Origin of the sequence: Amycolatopsis azurea DSM 43854 (assembly GCF_001995215.1) — a bacterium.
In the GTDB taxonomy this organism is placed as follows: domain Bacteria; phylum Actinomycetota; class Actinomycetes; order Mycobacteriales; family Pseudonocardiaceae; genus Amycolatopsis; species Amycolatopsis azurea.
Genome location: NZ_MUXN01000013.1, coordinates 12,932 through 26,966 on the forward strand (window position 1 = coordinate 12,932; position 14,035 = coordinate 26,966).

The 14,035-nt window shown below is 69.3% G+C and carries 13 protein-coding genes and 1 tRNA gene; 8 read left to right on the forward strand and 6 right to left on the reverse strand.

Features of this window, described 5'->3' with window-relative positions:
• Positions 1 to 79: 79 nt before the first annotated feature.
• Positions 80 to 152: transfer RNA gene (locus B0293_RS17400), tRNA-Gly, on the forward strand.
• 314 nt (positions 153 to 466) lie between these two features.
• Positions 467 to 2,224, forward strand: a complete 1,758-nt coding sequence (locus tag B0293_RS17405) for a hypothetical protein (protein WP_039919005.1) — start codon at positions 467 to 469, stop codon at positions 2,222 to 2,224.
• On the opposite strand, the gene B0293_RS17410 is transcribed toward B0293_RS17405, so the two are convergent.
• The 6 genes from B0293_RS17410 to B0293_RS17435 form a co-directional block, all read right to left on the reverse strand.
• Entirely contained in the window at positions 2,221 to 2,508 is a 288-nt protein-coding gene (locus B0293_RS17410) for a YiaA/YiaB family inner membrane protein (protein ID WP_005161591.1), read from the reverse strand. The two genes, B0293_RS17405 and B0293_RS17410, sit on opposite strands and share 4 nt — an antisense overlap.
• An 85-nt stretch (positions 2,509 to 2,593) precedes the next feature.
• Positions 2,594 to 3,097, reverse strand: coding sequence for an SUKH-3 domain-containing protein (locus B0293_RS17415; RefSeq protein ID WP_157376428.1), 504 nt, complete (start codon positions 3,095 to 3,097; stop codon positions 2,594 to 2,596).
• A gap of 49 nt (positions 3,098 to 3,146) precedes the next feature.
• The gene (locus B0293_RS17420) at positions 3,147 to 3,548 is read right to left on the reverse strand and encodes an immunity 7 family protein (protein WP_005161593.1); all 402 of its coding nucleotides are present in this window, start codon (positions 3,546 to 3,548) and stop codon (positions 3,147 to 3,149) included.
• Positions 3,549 to 3,586: 38 nt separating this feature from the next.
• Positions 3,587 to 4,126, reverse strand: coding sequence for a DUF2716 domain-containing protein (locus B0293_RS17425; RefSeq protein WP_005161595.1), 540 nt, complete (start codon positions 4,124 to 4,126; stop codon positions 3,587 to 3,589).
• 187 nt (positions 4,127 to 4,313) lie between these two features.
• The gene (locus tag B0293_RS17430; RefSeq protein WP_005161598.1) at positions 4,314 to 4,922 is read right to left on the reverse strand and encodes a hypothetical protein; all 609 of its coding nucleotides are present in this window, start codon (positions 4,920 to 4,922) and stop codon (positions 4,314 to 4,316) included.
• A gap of 75 nt (positions 4,923 to 4,997) precedes the next feature.
• Complete coding sequence (locus B0293_RS17435; protein ID WP_005161601.1) at positions 4,998 to 5,504, reverse strand: hypothetical protein; 507 nt, start codon at positions 5,502 to 5,504, stop codon at positions 4,998 to 5,000.
• A gap of 268 nt (positions 5,505 to 5,772) precedes the next feature.
• On the opposite strand from B0293_RS17435, the gene B0293_RS17440 reads away from it, so the two are divergent.
• The 6 genes from B0293_RS17440 to B0293_RS17465 all read left to right on the forward strand — a co-directional run bounded on the left by B0293_RS17440 (position 5,773) and on the right by B0293_RS17465 (position 13,983).
• Positions 5,773 to 6,966 carry a flagellar basal body-associated FliL family protein gene (locus B0293_RS17440; RefSeq protein WP_005161603.1) on the forward strand — a complete coding sequence of 398 codons (1,194 nt, stop codon included), beginning with the start codon at positions 5,773 to 5,775 and terminating at the stop codon, positions 6,964 to 6,966.
• Between the two features lie 142 nt (positions 6,967 to 7,108).
• Positions 7,109 to 8,440 carry a flagellar basal body-associated FliL family protein gene (locus B0293_RS17445; protein WP_005161606.1) on the forward strand — a complete coding sequence of 444 codons (1,332 nt, stop codon included), beginning with the start codon at positions 7,109 to 7,111 and terminating at the stop codon, positions 8,438 to 8,440.
• Positions 8,441 to 8,443: 3 nt separating this feature from the next.
• Positions 8,444 to 9,787, forward strand: coding sequence for a class I SAM-dependent methyltransferase (locus B0293_RS17450; protein ID WP_005161609.1), 1,344 nt, complete (start codon positions 8,444 to 8,446; stop codon positions 9,785 to 9,787).
• On the forward strand, positions 9,784 to 11,685 hold the full coding sequence (locus B0293_RS17455; protein WP_005161612.1) for a glycosyltransferase family 4 protein: 1,902 nt from the start codon (positions 9,784 to 9,786) through the stop codon (positions 11,683 to 11,685). Before B0293_RS17450 ends, B0293_RS17455 begins: the two co-directional genes overlap by 4 nt.
• Complete coding sequence (locus B0293_RS17460) at positions 11,678 to 12,217, forward strand: hypothetical protein (RefSeq protein ID WP_245192008.1); 540 nt, start codon at positions 11,678 to 11,680, stop codon at positions 12,215 to 12,217. The genes B0293_RS17455 and B0293_RS17460 overlap by 8 nt, the downstream gene beginning before the upstream one ends.
• On the forward strand, positions 12,214 to 13,983 hold the full coding sequence (locus B0293_RS17465) for a glycosyltransferase family protein (protein ID WP_005161618.1): 1,770 nt from the start codon (positions 12,214 to 12,216) through the stop codon (positions 13,981 to 13,983). Before B0293_RS17460 ends, B0293_RS17465 begins: the two co-directional genes overlap by 4 nt.
• Positions 13,984 to 14,035: the final 52 nt, after the last annotated feature.

The following is a 14,035-nucleotide window of genomic DNA, read 5'->3' on the forward strand; positions in this document are numbered from 1 at the left end:
GGTGGGTCAAAACCGCTACTGACGGTCGGTGTATGGTTGTTCCACTGCTTCAAACGAGTGCCGGAGCAGAGCAACACACGCGGATGTAGCGCAGCTGGTAGCGCATCACCTTGCCAAGGTGAGGGTCGCGGGTTCGAATCCCGTCATCCGCTCGCAAGTGGGCGCAGTGTGTCCAGGGAACGCCTGGACCATGGCTTGCTCACCATAATTCCCGGGGGGCCGAGCCCCCCGGACCTCCACGGTGCCTGCACCTCACCTTTCGAGTGGGTGTTTTTAGCCGTGGGGTTTTTCGTTTTTGAATCCTTTGATCGCTGATCTTGATGGTTACTACGTGCTACATGTTCAGTGAGCGGAGTCACACGACCGTAGTAATTCGGATTTGTGCATATGTCGACCTGCTGGCGGCGGGTGCCACCTGGGGGTTCGGTACTTTGTGGACCGGATCTTCGAGGTGGGGAAAACACGGATGAGCGAGCGCGTCGACGAAAGCACCACCATCGCGGCCACGGATACGCCACCGGAAGCGCCTCGAACCACCAAGACCGCGCGGTTCAAGGCACCAGGCCTCGGCGTCATCGCGTTGTGGGGCCTCCTCGTCGCCCCGGTCGTCCTCGCTCTCGCCGAGGCGCTGAGGTCTCCCCGGCTCAACTACTGGGACTTCTGGCGCGTCTTCAGCATCACCACGGACGCCGACGGCACGCTGGACCCGACCACCTTCGTCCGGTTGTACAACGACCACCCGGTGATCACGGTCGCGCTGACCTTCTGGGCCGACGCGAAGTTCTTCGCGGGTTCCAACTGGGTCCTCGGGGTGGCGACGGTCGTACTGGCGCTATGCGTCTTCGCCGCGCTCTGGCGGATGCTCCCCCAGCAGCTCACCGGCCACCGTCGCCTGGCGGTCCTGGCCGCGTTCTCCCTCTTGATCTTCTCCTCCGCGGCGGTGGACTACTACGGCGCGGGCTGGATGGGGATCCAGTGGTTCCTCGGCATCGCCCCCGCCGTCGTGGCCATCTCCTTCGCGCACCACGGCCGGACAGTGCCCGCCGTCGTGCTCGGCCTCGTCGGTTCGCTGGGGCACGGCTCCGCGTTCCCGGTCTGGATCGCCTTGGGCCTGGTCGCCTGGCTCCGCCGGGACCGCCTGTGGAAGGTCCTGCTCCCGCTGCTGATGGGGTTGGCCGTACTGATCCTGTGGCGGCTCGCGGCCGAACCCACCGTCGGGGATCCCCCCTCGATCTTGGGCGCCGACACCTACCTCGGTTCGATCGCCAGCGTGCTGGGCCGCACCTGGGCGACGTTGTCCGCCGACACCGCCCTGTTCGGCGGGATCGCCATGCTCGTCCTCATCGGCCTCGCGGTCGTGGACTCCGTGAAACGTCGTGGCACGGCCATCGAGCTCCGCGCCGAGCTGACCACACCTGACGTGAAGGGCGACGCGGGCTGGATCGGCCTGATCACGCACATGGCGCTGGCGGGGGTACTCGTCGGCGTCGGCCGCGCCAAGTACAGCAACGTCGAAGGCCTCACCGGCCGCTACTCCGTGATCGGCCTGATCGCCGTGGCCGGGCTGCTGGCCCTCCTGGCGACCAGGCCCATCGAGAAGATCCAGCGCAACCTGGTGCCCATCGCCCTCGTCATCGGTCTGGGCACGTACGCCGTCGGTTCCACGAACGCCGCCATCGTGCGGAAGGAGTACGCCACCCAGCCGGTGCTGGCGGTCGCCATGCAGGCCGGCGCCGACTCGGTCGTCAAGAAGATGAACGCCTACCCGGAGAACCTGGAGAAGTACCGCCGATTCGGCATCTACCCCTTCACCCCCGACTTCACCTTGGGCTGCGGCGCGAACGGCCCGGAACTCGGTACCGCGATCGACGTGTCCCGTGCCGCCGTCCTCCCCGCCGTCGCGCCGCCGACCGGGGAACGGACCGCCGGGTTCATCGAGGCTTCCACGGTCAGCGGGGACCGGAAGCTCATCGGCTGGGCCTTCATCGACGGCGAGCAGGCGGACTGTGTACTGGTGACCGACTCGTCGGGAACCGTGGTCGGCGGTGGCGCGGTCGGCCTGCCGCGCCGCGACGTTTCGACCGGCTTCGATCACGTCACCGGCCGCGCCGGCTGGGAGGCCGTCGCGAAACCCGGCCTCAAGGACGGACTCGTGTTCGTCAGCCGTGAAGGGCGGCTCTACCGGATCGCGTCGATCAGCGGCAAGGACCCCGCGAACGGCTAGGCCGCTTTGAAGGGGTCGTGTTCGGCGAGGAGCTTGTCGACGCGGGCCTGATCGACCCGGCCGACGACGGAGTTCTCGTCCTGCCGGTCACGGATGCACTTGGCGAGCGTGAACGCCGACGTCGTCAGGAAGAGCATGCCCAGGGCGAGGAAGCCGCGGACCCAGCCGTCGACCGGCAGGTACCAGATGCCGACGACGACCGCGAGTAGCGCCAGGCCGAACGAGAGTGCGGCCTGGACGAAGAACGCGACGGTGGTGGGCGGCGCTGCGGAGGTTTTCGTCATGCGTACCACGGTCGCGTGGGGCGCCCTCGGTGTCATGAGTACGGCTACTCAAGAAAGTGTTGCGATTCAGCAGATCAGCTACCGGCTAACGGGAAACGGGCCTCGGCCAAGGATCGAGTCCCGGATCGGAGTGCAGACAAACCAGCGGGCGATTCGCACAGACCGCCAACTCCAGGGAGTGCTCGAAGCTGGAACCGAGCTCCCAAATCCAGCCCATACCAGCGGCGACCACCCTCCCCTCAGCCTCGACGAATACACTTGAATAACTGAGCCATTCACCGATTGGGAAATAGTTCCCGCCGAGAACGCCCTCAACTTCTTCCGCCAGATCGCGTTGCCCCGATCCAGCGGCGAGGGGATCGAAACTATAAGGCTCGTCGTTGCCGAAGTTCGGGCCGACTCGATTGACCGGATCTATCGAGAGCCCTCCCACGGCAGCGAGGATTTCTTCAGCCAAGGGATGAGCCCGGTACCCTTCATCCTCCAACGGCTTCACCCATTGGCCGGCATCGACTTTCCTGCCGGTGCTCCATCCGGACATAGCAAGCGCTCTCCGCAAATCCTTGCCGAGCGAGTCGAATCGGATCATGGACATCAGTTGATCCCCAGGTCATCCCCGAAAGACGCAGGCAGGCGGTTCAGAACTCGTAGCCGTCCAGCACGGTCGGGGCGACCGGGGACAGGTGGTCGTCGCCGCGTTCGGTGACCAGGCCGCGGGCCATCCGGTACACCTTGAACTCGTTGTCGTGCTCGGGATCCTGGTCGTCCCAGACGTGCAGGAGCCCGTAGGAGCCGGGCGCGAGGTCGCCGACGCGGGTGAAGAGGTCCACCAGCTCGGGCCCGATCGTCGTGCCGTGCTTGTCCATGCCGCCCAGGTGCAGCACCGGCACCCCGGCGGCCCAGCGCAGGTCCACCAGATCGCCGTCGTCGAAGTCGCGGACGGCGCGGTGCACCCGCTCGACGATGCGCTCGATCAGCGCCGCATCGTCGTCGCCGGAAGGGCTCGCTTGGATGGTCACCCACCCGTGGTATTCGAACACCCGCCTCAGTTTAGGCAGGTCCGCCAGCCGGACGGCGGTCAGCCCGCCATCGCGGCCGGCGCCCCGTCGCGGCGCAGCGCGTTCTTGAAGACCTGCTCGCCGTGCTTCTCGAAGGCGGGCACGAGCTTCTCGCCGTAGACGCACAAAGTCCGTTCCCAGGGGTGCCCGAGCGTGCCGAAGCGGAAGTCGTTCGCGAGGAACATGTGGTAGTCCGTGCGCGGGAACACCGGGACCGGCCACGGGTCGAGCGCGGCGTGCCGATGCGGGTAGAAGCGGTACGACTGGTGCTGCCAGTGCAGCACCCAGACCCACTCGTCCTCGGCGACGCAGTCCTTCAGCGCCGAGAGCGCGACACGGGCGACATCGTTCTGCTCGACGGCGTACGGGCCGAGCCGGAATTCGGCCGACGCGCGATCGAGCCCGCCGGGCGCGAGATCCCAGGCGACGGACGGGGCGGGTTCACGGAAACCCGGCCACGCGTGCGCGTAGGTACTCGGCCAGAACGCGAGCTTGTCGTAGACCCAGTACCAAGCGGGCTCATCTGCGACCCTGGAGATGGCTTCCCAAGCGTTGTTCACGAGCGACCCTCGGTGGTTCGGCCGGTTAAGACTGGGAAAGCTTCGTGTTCGGGACCCGAGTTGTCCAGCTCGTGGGCATACTCCGCGAAACTGTCACCTGATCAGGTGTCTTGCGCCGCCGCCGGAACCGTGGGAATGACGGTGCGTGAACGGCGAGCCCACGGAACGCGGGCTCGCCGTCGTTCGATCATGCGGCCGCCTCCCAAAGGCTCATGAAGGCCGACGCCTCACTCCGGACCCACGGCTTCACCTTGTCGCGGTCTCGCGGCGACAACGCGAACTCCTTCGACCGCCGGACGTCGATCACCAGCGGCTGCCCGCCGGGCCGCAGGTCGTCCATGGTCTGTTCGAGCAGCCACAGCACCATCTGCGCCGCGTCCCGGCTCAACGGCTCCTCCTTGAAGTAGAGCCAGGTCACGTAGACGGGACCGTCGCCCTTGCGCAGGCCGAGATGCGGGTTGATGCCCACTTCGAGCGCGCCGAGCCGCCAGCGCGACCGGCCGACTTCGGCGAGCCGCAGGTCACGCCGCCCGACGTAGCGCAGCCAGCCGTTGGCGATCTCGGTGTAGTGCGGCCGCGTGCGCTCGTCCGCGTTCTCGACCAGGGCCCGCAGCACCTCGCGATCCCGACCGGAGATCCGCCCGGCACGGATCGCGTTCGCGGCGCGGAGGTAGAAGTTGAACCCGCCCCGGGCCGGGTCCTCGTACTGGCGCCGCCAACGCCGGACGAACGAGGAACGCGAGGGACCCGAGCTCGTGCTGTACCCCACGAACGTGGGCAGGGTGATGTAGGCCATCCGTGTCTGCCTTTCGCCGCTGTTCCTGCTGTACAACGACCATTTTAGAACACATGTACGACAGAAAACGGGGCTTTACGGGTGACGTGGCGAAGGAGGCCACGGGCCTTCGAGCAGCTCGGCCGCCTCTTCGAGGATCGGCACTTCGCAGACGTCCCTCGGGGTGAGGTCGGTCGGGATCCAGCTGTCGAGCATCGCCGACCACCGGGTGATCCCGCGCAGAGACGGCGGGGAGCCGAGCAGCTCGCCGACCTCGCTGACCAGCGCGCCGCCGGCCGCGGGCGAGAGGCCGCCCTCGACCATGGCGGTGAGCCAGCCGCGGATCAGCAGCCAGCGCGCGGCCGTCGGATCGGCGGGCAGTTCGAGCCCGAGTTCGTCGACGACCTGGGTGAACGCCTTGTCGACGGCGTCTTCGGCGGAGGACTCGAGCCCGGCGAGCAGCGCGAGGGACGGGGTGTCGAGTCCGGCGACGATCGCGTCCAGACCGGCCTCGACCAGATGGGAGGCGCGGACGTCACGGCCGGCGAGCCTGCCGATGGCCAGCTCGCGCAGCGCGCCGCGACACGCGTCGACCTCCGTCACCCGGCACATCCCACGTCCGCCACCGTACCGGCGGAACCGGTCGGCCGCCCCTGACCAGCCGAAAGTGGGCTGAAGGGGCCCTTCGTCGCAAGACAAGCGGCGAAGGGCGCTTTCACCCCGTCTCATGCGGGGAAAGTCCCCTTCAGCCTGGCGCGAGATCGGTGCTGGACCAGGTCGTGAGTGGACGCAAGAATGTGGAAAGACCACATCAACCACCCATAAGGGTGCATGCAACACTGGCTGCCCACACCCGGCGGCAGGGGGCTAAATGAGCTGGCAAGACGAGCTTCGACAGCTGGACGTCGAGCTGGCCGCGGGTCGTATCGGGCACGCCGAACACCGCCGCAAGCGCGACGAGCTCCTGGCCGAGGCCTCCGGCGGGACGATGCCGTCGCCGGTCCCCTCACCGCTGCGGCGCCCCGGCGGGGAGTGGCACAGCGCCAATCCGGCCGCGCGGCCGGTCGAGCAGCCGACCGTCACGGTCCAGCAGCCGCACCAGCCACCGCAGTTCCCACAGCCGCAGCAGTTTCAGCCGTACCACCAGCAGACGCAGCCGGTGCACACGCCGCCGCCGGTGATCGTCGAGCAACCCAAGCCGCCCGCGGAGAAGAAGACCGCCATCCCGCGGATCGAGGACCACAAGACCACCGCGCCCTCGCCCGCCGACATCAATCCGACGGTCTACCTGCGCGCCGAACCGCCGCCGGTCAAGGACAAGCCGTCGACCCGTCAGCTGAACAGCCCGCTCCCGCCACTGGCCCCCGAACCCGGCCCGCGCCACAACGCTCCCACCGACGACTACGCGGTCGTCGGCGAGCGCAAGCCGACCTGGCTGTTCATCGCCGCCGGAGTGCTGGTCGTGCTGGCGCTGATCATCGGCGGGACGCTGTGGCTGGGCTCGTCGCCGTCCTCGAACGTCGCCGACCAGCCTCCCTCGCCGACCGTGGCCCGGCCGCCGGACGGTCTCGCGCCGTCGGGCCGACCCGACAGCAACCAGACGCCGCTGGAAGACCGGCTGCCCGCGCTGCCGGGGACGCCGTCGAAGGACAACTCGACGATGTCGGTCGCGAAGGGTGCCGAGCTCAATCTCTACTCGAAGGCCGCGGCCGACTACCTCGCGTCGAAGAATGTCGCATCGGTAACCCACAAGGGTTCGAACGAAGGTACGAATAGTTACCTCGTCCTGGTGATCCCGGCGAACGACGCGAAGGACGCGAAGGCCATCGTGGAGTACTTCCGCGAGAACTCGGTCAACGCCGGACTGCGCGAGCAGCGCGTCGGCGATCGGCTCGCCCTCGTCGGCGCGAACAAGAACGGCCAGCTCAGCGGCATCGGTTACGTCTCGGGGACGATGGCCGTGACCGCTTGGGTCTCGCAGCCGCTCGGCGGCGACCCGCGGGCGCTCGACACCCGTTTGGAGCAGACGCTGACCTCCTTGGACACTGTTCTCCCGGCGAGCTGAGAAGCGCAGGTCGCGGGGAGATCACGATTCGACCCGCGAGGGCGCCGCGAGTCCGGGCAGTGCAGAATGTGCGAGGTCACCGCAGTGGTGGTATCGCGACGGCCGGGAGCCTTCTCCCGCATTGATTCGGACAAGGGGGCCGGTGGTGTCCTGGCAGGAAGAGCTGCGCAATCTGGACGAAGAGCTCGCATCTGGACGGCTCTCTGCGGACGATTACCGGCTTCGCCGTGACCAGGTCCTGTCCTCGGCGGTCGCGTACGGCGACCCCGCGCAGCAGCAGGTCCAGCAGCCCGGCCAGCAGCCGCAGCAGCCCTTCCAGCAGCAGCCGCCGCCCGCGCAGCCGCAGGCACCGCAGCAGACCGGCCAGCCCAACAGCGCCGACTCGACCCAGATCATCGCGCCGGTGAACCAGCCGCCGCAGAACAACGGCGAGAGCGAGCGCACCCAGGTCGTCCCGAACTGGCAGCAACAGCAGGCCGATCCGAACCGCACCCAGGTCGTGCCGCCGATGGCGTCGCCGCCGGGCGGTTTCCCGCAGCAGGGCCAGGCGTCCCCGGCGGGCGGCTTCCCCCAGCAGGGCCAGGCCTCGCCCGCGGGCGGCTTCCCGCAACAGCAGCCGCAGCAGGGTTACCAGCAGCAACAGCCGCAGCAGCAGGGCTGGACCGACACCGACGCCAGCCCGCCGTGGGGTGGTTCGGACTTCCCGCCGATCTCGCCGGTCGGCAGCACGGAGTGGGTCAAGCAAGGCCCCGAGCTGTTCGAAGACAAGCCCAAGGGCAAGGGCGGCAAGATCGCCATCATCGCGATCGTGGCCGTCCTGGTGCTCGCCGGTCTGGGCGTCGGCGGTTACTTCGCCTTCTCCGGCGGCGGTGACACCCCGGCGGACCCGACGGCCGCGCCGCAGTCGAACCAGCCGCCCGCTCCCCCGACGTCCTCGGCCAAGCCGAAGACGCCCGAAGAGCTGCTGTTCGAGAAGATCCCGGAGCAGTCCGGCGAAGAGGACTCGAAGAGCGGCGTGATCACGGCTGCCCAGCTCGCCGAGATCACCGGCATGGAGAAGGGCGAGGCCGACCTGGTCATCGCCGCCGGCGTGAAGCAGATCGCGTACCGGGGCTCGCAGAAGCAGCCGGACGAGACCGGGCCGCAGCCGGCGAAGATCTCGATCACCGTCATCCCGCTGACCAGCCCCGGTGCCGCCGGTGACCTGGTCAAGCAGTTGCGCCAGTACCAGACGACCAACGGCTTCGTGCAGATCACCGAGCCGCTGCCGGGTATGCCGCCGAAGCTGAACTTCCAGAAGAAGATCGACGGCGACAAGGGCAACTACCGCGGCACCTGGATCAACGGCAACAACGTCGTCCGGGTCGACATCCAGCAGAACCCGCTCGGCGGCGAAGACGGCGAGAAGGCGTTGAGCGGTACGTACCAGCGTGCGGTGAAGAAGACGCTGGAAAACTACGCCGTCACCAGCTGATCGATGACCGCCGAGACGGCACGGCTGCTCACGACCCTGCTTTCCCTGGCCGAGGACACCGGTTCGCTGTCCGACGAGCTGCACTTCGCCGGCTGGGACGCCACCGAGCGCGTTCCGCTCGACCACGGCGCGGCGAACGTCCTCCGGGCGCTCGTGCTGCCGAACGCGGCGCGGGTCCTGGAGGTCGGTGCCGGTTTCGGTGGTCTGACGCGGTATCTGGGCGAGGTCTCGGCGACGGTGGACGCCGTCGAGGCCGATCCGGTCCGCGCCGCCGCGGTGCGGTTCCGCACCCGCGACCTCGGCACGGTGACGGTGCACGACAGGCTGGTCGACGGCACTTACGACCTCGTCGTCGTCCAGCAGCCGTACGCGACGCGGAACCTGCTGGACTGGGTACGCGAACGGCTGTCTCCGATGGGTGCCCTCGTGGTGCTGACGGCTTCGCGCGGTGTCGCCAGGACGCTCGCGGCAGCGGGTCTCGAAGTGCAGCGCGAGCTGCACTGTTCCCCCGGTCACGAGGTCGCCCGCGCGGTGCGCGGCGCGCAGATCGACACCGAGCTGCCGCGTCTGTCCGCCGCGATCGCCGACGGTCCCGCGAACGGTCTCGCCCTGCTGTGCGGTCCCGGCGCCGCCGCGCTCTGGCCCGCGTACCGGCTCGCGACCTACTTCAACACCGCCGAGCGCGCCACGTTCGCCTGTACGCGGGCCGACGTCGTCCGCACCGGGGAGGGCGCCGAGGTCCGGCGGGTGCCGCTGGTCTCGTCGCCGCCGGTCGGCGGGATCTCGGTCGGGCCGTGCGCGGACAAGGTGTACGACGCCCCGACGATGGTCGAAGTCCTGCTCGACGAGCCGGAGCGGGTCGCGGAACTGCTCACCGGATGGCGGGATCTCGTCCGCGCGGAAGCCTCACGCGGGGTCGAGGCGCTGTGGGATCTGGTGCCGCACAACGTCCTCGTCGACGGCGCGACGCTGCGCCCGATCGACCTCGAATGGCGGCACGCGGGCGCCGGGGTGTCCGAAGTGGTCGAGCGCGGAGTGCTCGTGCTGGCCGACAAACTCGCCGGCGCGGGCTGGTCCGCGGCGGCGGACGGCGGCTCGATGCGCGACCTGGCGGCCTGGCTCGGCGTGCTGATCGGGCTTCATCCCTCCTTTGTGGACAGTGCGACGGAGCGCGAGGTCGCCTTCTCGACGATCGCCTCCAGCGGCACCGTCCACGGCACGGACGAAGTACGCGAGGCCATCGCCGAGATTTGGCGAAAGCGCCTGGCGAGAACCGTCCACGAGTACCGTTCAACCGAGGTCGGCGCCGGTGTGGCGGCGAACGAAGACGAGGTAGCGAAGCGATGACGAGCCTGCATACCGCCGGCATCCTGACCCCGGACCGGCCGGTCGGGCACCTGTTCGAGCTCCGGGGCTGGACGACCGGGATCAGCCGGATCGACGAGATGTCCGTGACCATCGCGGACGTCGAGGCGAACCTGTTCCCCGAGCCGTGCCCGGGCGCGCCCGAAGGCACCTTCGGCTGGCGCGCGGTCCCGGCCACCTGGGTTCCCGCGGGCGTTCAGGACATCGTCGTCACCGGTCCGGACGAGCGAGTGCTGAACCAGGCGACCGTCCACGTCGGATCGCTGCCGGGCGAAGAACCGCTGTGGCTGGGCGAAGTCGAAGCGCCGAAGCAGGGCAAGGTCTCCGAAGGACACGTCGTCTACGTGACGGGCTGGGCGTTGCTGCAAGGCCGCGCGCCGAGCCTGATCGAGGTCATGGTCGAGGGCGGCGGCACGGTCAGCGCGCGCACCCGCCTGCCGCGCAAGGACGTCCCCAAGGAATTCCCCGGCTTCGACGACGCCGCCGTGAGCGGTTTCGAGGCTTGGGTGCCCGTCGACCTCCCCTACGGCGAAGAGCGGACGCTGTCGCTTCGCGTCCGGTACCGCACCGAAGGCGTCGGCGAGGTCGTGTCGGCGAAGCGCACTTTCACGCTTCGCAACCCCGTCGCGGACCTGGACGACGCCGAACTCGCCGACGAGCTGGCCGGCGACACCGCCCGCGCGATGGCGCGCGTGAACATCCCGACCGATCCGAAGCACGTGCTGGTGTTCACGCACAGCCTCGGCGTCGGCGGCGGGCAGCTGTGGCTGCAGGAACTGCTCAGCCGGATGGTGACCGATCACGGCTGGCAGGTCAGCCTGGTCAGTGAAACCGACGGCCCGCTGCGCGCGGACTGCCACGAACTCGGCATCCCCGTGCACGTCACGACGCACTACCGGAACCAGACGGTGCCCGCCTACGAAGGTCACGTCGCCGAGCTGGCGCGCTTCGCGAAGTGCTCCGGGGCGGGCGTCGCGCTCGTCAACACTCTCGGCGGTTTCGTCGGCGCGGACGCGGCGAAGCGGGCCGGCATGCCGACGGCGTGGGTCATCCACGAGAGCTTCTCGCTGCCCGCGTTCGCCTACCAGAACTGGGGCCCGGTGAAGCCGCCCGCCGCGGTGTGGAAGCGCTGGGAGAGCACGCTCGGCGAGGTCGACAGGCTGCTGTTCGTCGCGGACGCGACGCGCGAGATGTTCCTCCCGTACAGCAAGCCGGAGCGTTGCCGGACCGTCCGCTACGGCACGCCGATGCACAAGTTCGGCGGCCGGACCCGGTCGGAGACGCGGCATCAGGCGCGGAACATGCTCGGCTACACGCCGGACGACATCGTGCTGGTCAACATCGGCATCGCGGAATCCCGCAAGGGGCAGGCGCCGCTGATCTCGGCGATGGAGCGGATCCACAAGATCCATCCCGAGGCGAAGCTTTCGATCGTCGGCCTGCACCCGTCGCCGTACGGGCTGGCCATGGAGGAGTCCGTCGAGCGCGCCGGGCTGGAGGAGTCGGTCAGCCTGGTGCCGATCCAGCCGGATCCGCTGCGCTGGCTCCAGGCAGCGGACATCTTCGTGAACAGCTCCGACATCGAGTCGTTGCCGCGGTCGATCCTCGAGGCCGTCTGCTGTGGCATCCCGGTCGCGGCGACCGACGTGTTCGGCGCGCGGGAGATGATCGTCGACGGCGAAACGGGCTGGCTGTTCGAGACCAACGACGTCGACGCGCTGACGGCGGCGTTGCTGCGCGCGCTGGGCACGTCGGCCACGCGCCGCCGCGAGATGGCGAAGGCCGCGCACGAGAAGCTGCTGCCGTGGCTCGACCCGGCGGGCTACGCGCGCGAGTACTCCGAAATCCTGACCGAACTGAGTGGGGGCGTTCATGTCTGACACCGACATTCCCGGCCGTGTCCAGGCCGAGCTGACCCGGCTCCGGGCCGAGCGGCAGGTTTTCACGGCCGAACAGGACCGGCTGAAGACCAAGCTGGCCGACACCGAGCACGAGCTGCGCGAGGCCACCGCCGCCGCGCCGGACGAAGGCGAGTCCGCCGAGTTGAACCAGAAGGTGGCCTCACAGCAGGAAGAGCTCGACGTCGCGAAGGCGCGTTCGCAGGCGCTGGAGGCCGAAGTCCTGCTCGCCCAGCAGCAGCGTGACTCGCTGCGCGCGGAGCTGAAGACCTGTCGCGAGGAGCGGGACAAGCTTCGGCTCGCGCTGCTCGACGCCGAACTCGTGGTGTCGGCGGGCGTCGTCGACGCGGACGTCCTGCCCGGTGGCGAGCCTTCGGCCGACAGGCAGCGGCTGCTCAACGCCGAACGCCTCGCCGCCGAGATGGCCAGGGAACTCGACGCCACCCGCCGCACCGTCAGCTGGCGGGTCACCGCGCCGCTGCGGGTCGTGCGGAAGAAGATGGACCGGCCGTGACCGAACTCTGCTTCGTCTCGGCCGAAGGCGGATCCGCCTTCATGGAGGAACTCCTGGAGGTGGTCGCCGACGCCGTGCGCACGGCGGGCGGCAAGGCCAGGACCGCGATCGGCAGGTACCCCGAGGCCGGGAACGACACCGTGTACGTCGTCGTCCCGCACGAGTACTTCGTGACCGCCCCGGACGCCGAGTTCCCGACCGCCGACCAGTGCCGCCGCACCATCGGGTTCTGCGTGGAGCATCCCGGGACGGCGACCTTCGAGCGCAACGCCGAACTGCTCTCCATCCTGGGTGGCGCCGTCGACATCAACACCGATTCGACCGCCGAACTGCGGCGGCGCGGGATCGGCGTCGAACATTTCCAGCTCGGCTACAGCCCGCTGTGGGACCTGTGGGGCGGCGACCTCGACAGTCCGCGCGACATCGACGTCACCTACCTCGGCACCGCCGAGCGGCGGCGTTCGGTGCTGCTCGGTTCGTACGGGCGGGAGCTCGCCGGACTGCGGACGCGGCTGCTGACCCCGCCGCACGAGCCGATGACCGCCGCCCGGGTCGACTTCCTGCCCGGCAAGGCGAAGTTCGAGCACCTCGCGCGGTCGCGGTTCCTGCTGAACCTGCACCGCGAGCAGAAGCAGACCCTGGAGTGGGTGCGCACGCTCGAAGCGATGACCAACGGCTGTGTGGTGGTCAGCGAGACGTCCGTCGACGTCGAACCGCTGGTCCCCGGCGAGCATCTGGTGCTCGCGCGGCCCGAGGCGCTGGGCTCGGTCGCCGCCGCGCTGGCCGACGAGCCCGAACGCGAACGGCACCTGCGGTCGGCCGCCTACGGTTTCGTGAAGTCGCTGGACATGACGGCGTCCGCGCGGCGGTTGATCGACCTGGCGGCGTCGCTGGGTTCGACGCCCGCCGCGGACATCGCCCCGGCGCGGGCGCTGGCGACGAGCCTGCGGAACCCCGAGAACGCGCTGGCCGTCGACACTCCGTCGTTCGACGCGCGCTTCGCAGGCGACCGGTCCGCCGCCGGCCCGGCTTCGGCACGCGGGACGGCGTTGTCGGCGCGGATCGCGCAGCGCGCGGCGGGCGCGCGACGGGTCGCGACGCGACGCTGGGAGCCCGCGGCGTCTTCGCCGGTGGGCTCTGCCGACGTCGACGTGCTGATCGTGCGCCGGACCGGCGAGGTCGACCCGGACGAGCTCGCGAACGACCTGCTCACCGGCAGCGTGACCCCGCGGAAGGTGCTCGTCGGCGAGGACGGCGTGCACCCGTGGCCGCGTCCGCGTCCCTACGACGTCCTCCTGCACGACACCCCGCTCGGCCGCGGGCTGACCCGGAACTCGCTGCTGGAGCGTTCGACCGCGTCGTGGCTGCTGGTGCTCGACGGCGGGATGCGTGCTTCGGAATTCCTGCTGGAGCGTCTGCTGGCCGCTTCCGAGGGGGCCGACGTCGTGCACTGCCCGGTCGCGGATCCGGTGGACGGCCTGGTCGGCGCGCTGCCGCCGGAGGAACGGCGCCTGCGGAAGCTGCCGTACCTGGGCAGTGGCTATCTGGTGCGGCGATCGCTGGTCGACGGGTTCGGCGGGTGGAACTCCGAGGTGCTGTTCGAAGGCCTGGAGGATCACCTGTTCTGGCTTCGGGTGGCCTCGGCCGAGCGGCCGACGACGCTGGTGCAGCAGGTGCTGTTGCGACGGTTGCGGCCGGATCCGGACTCGCGGCCGATGGACCTCGACCCGCACCGGGTGTGGGCGGCGGTCGGCAGCGCTCTGTAGAACCACTGTTAGCCCAAAAGTGTGAGTTGGGCCGTGTCGGTGAACGACCTCC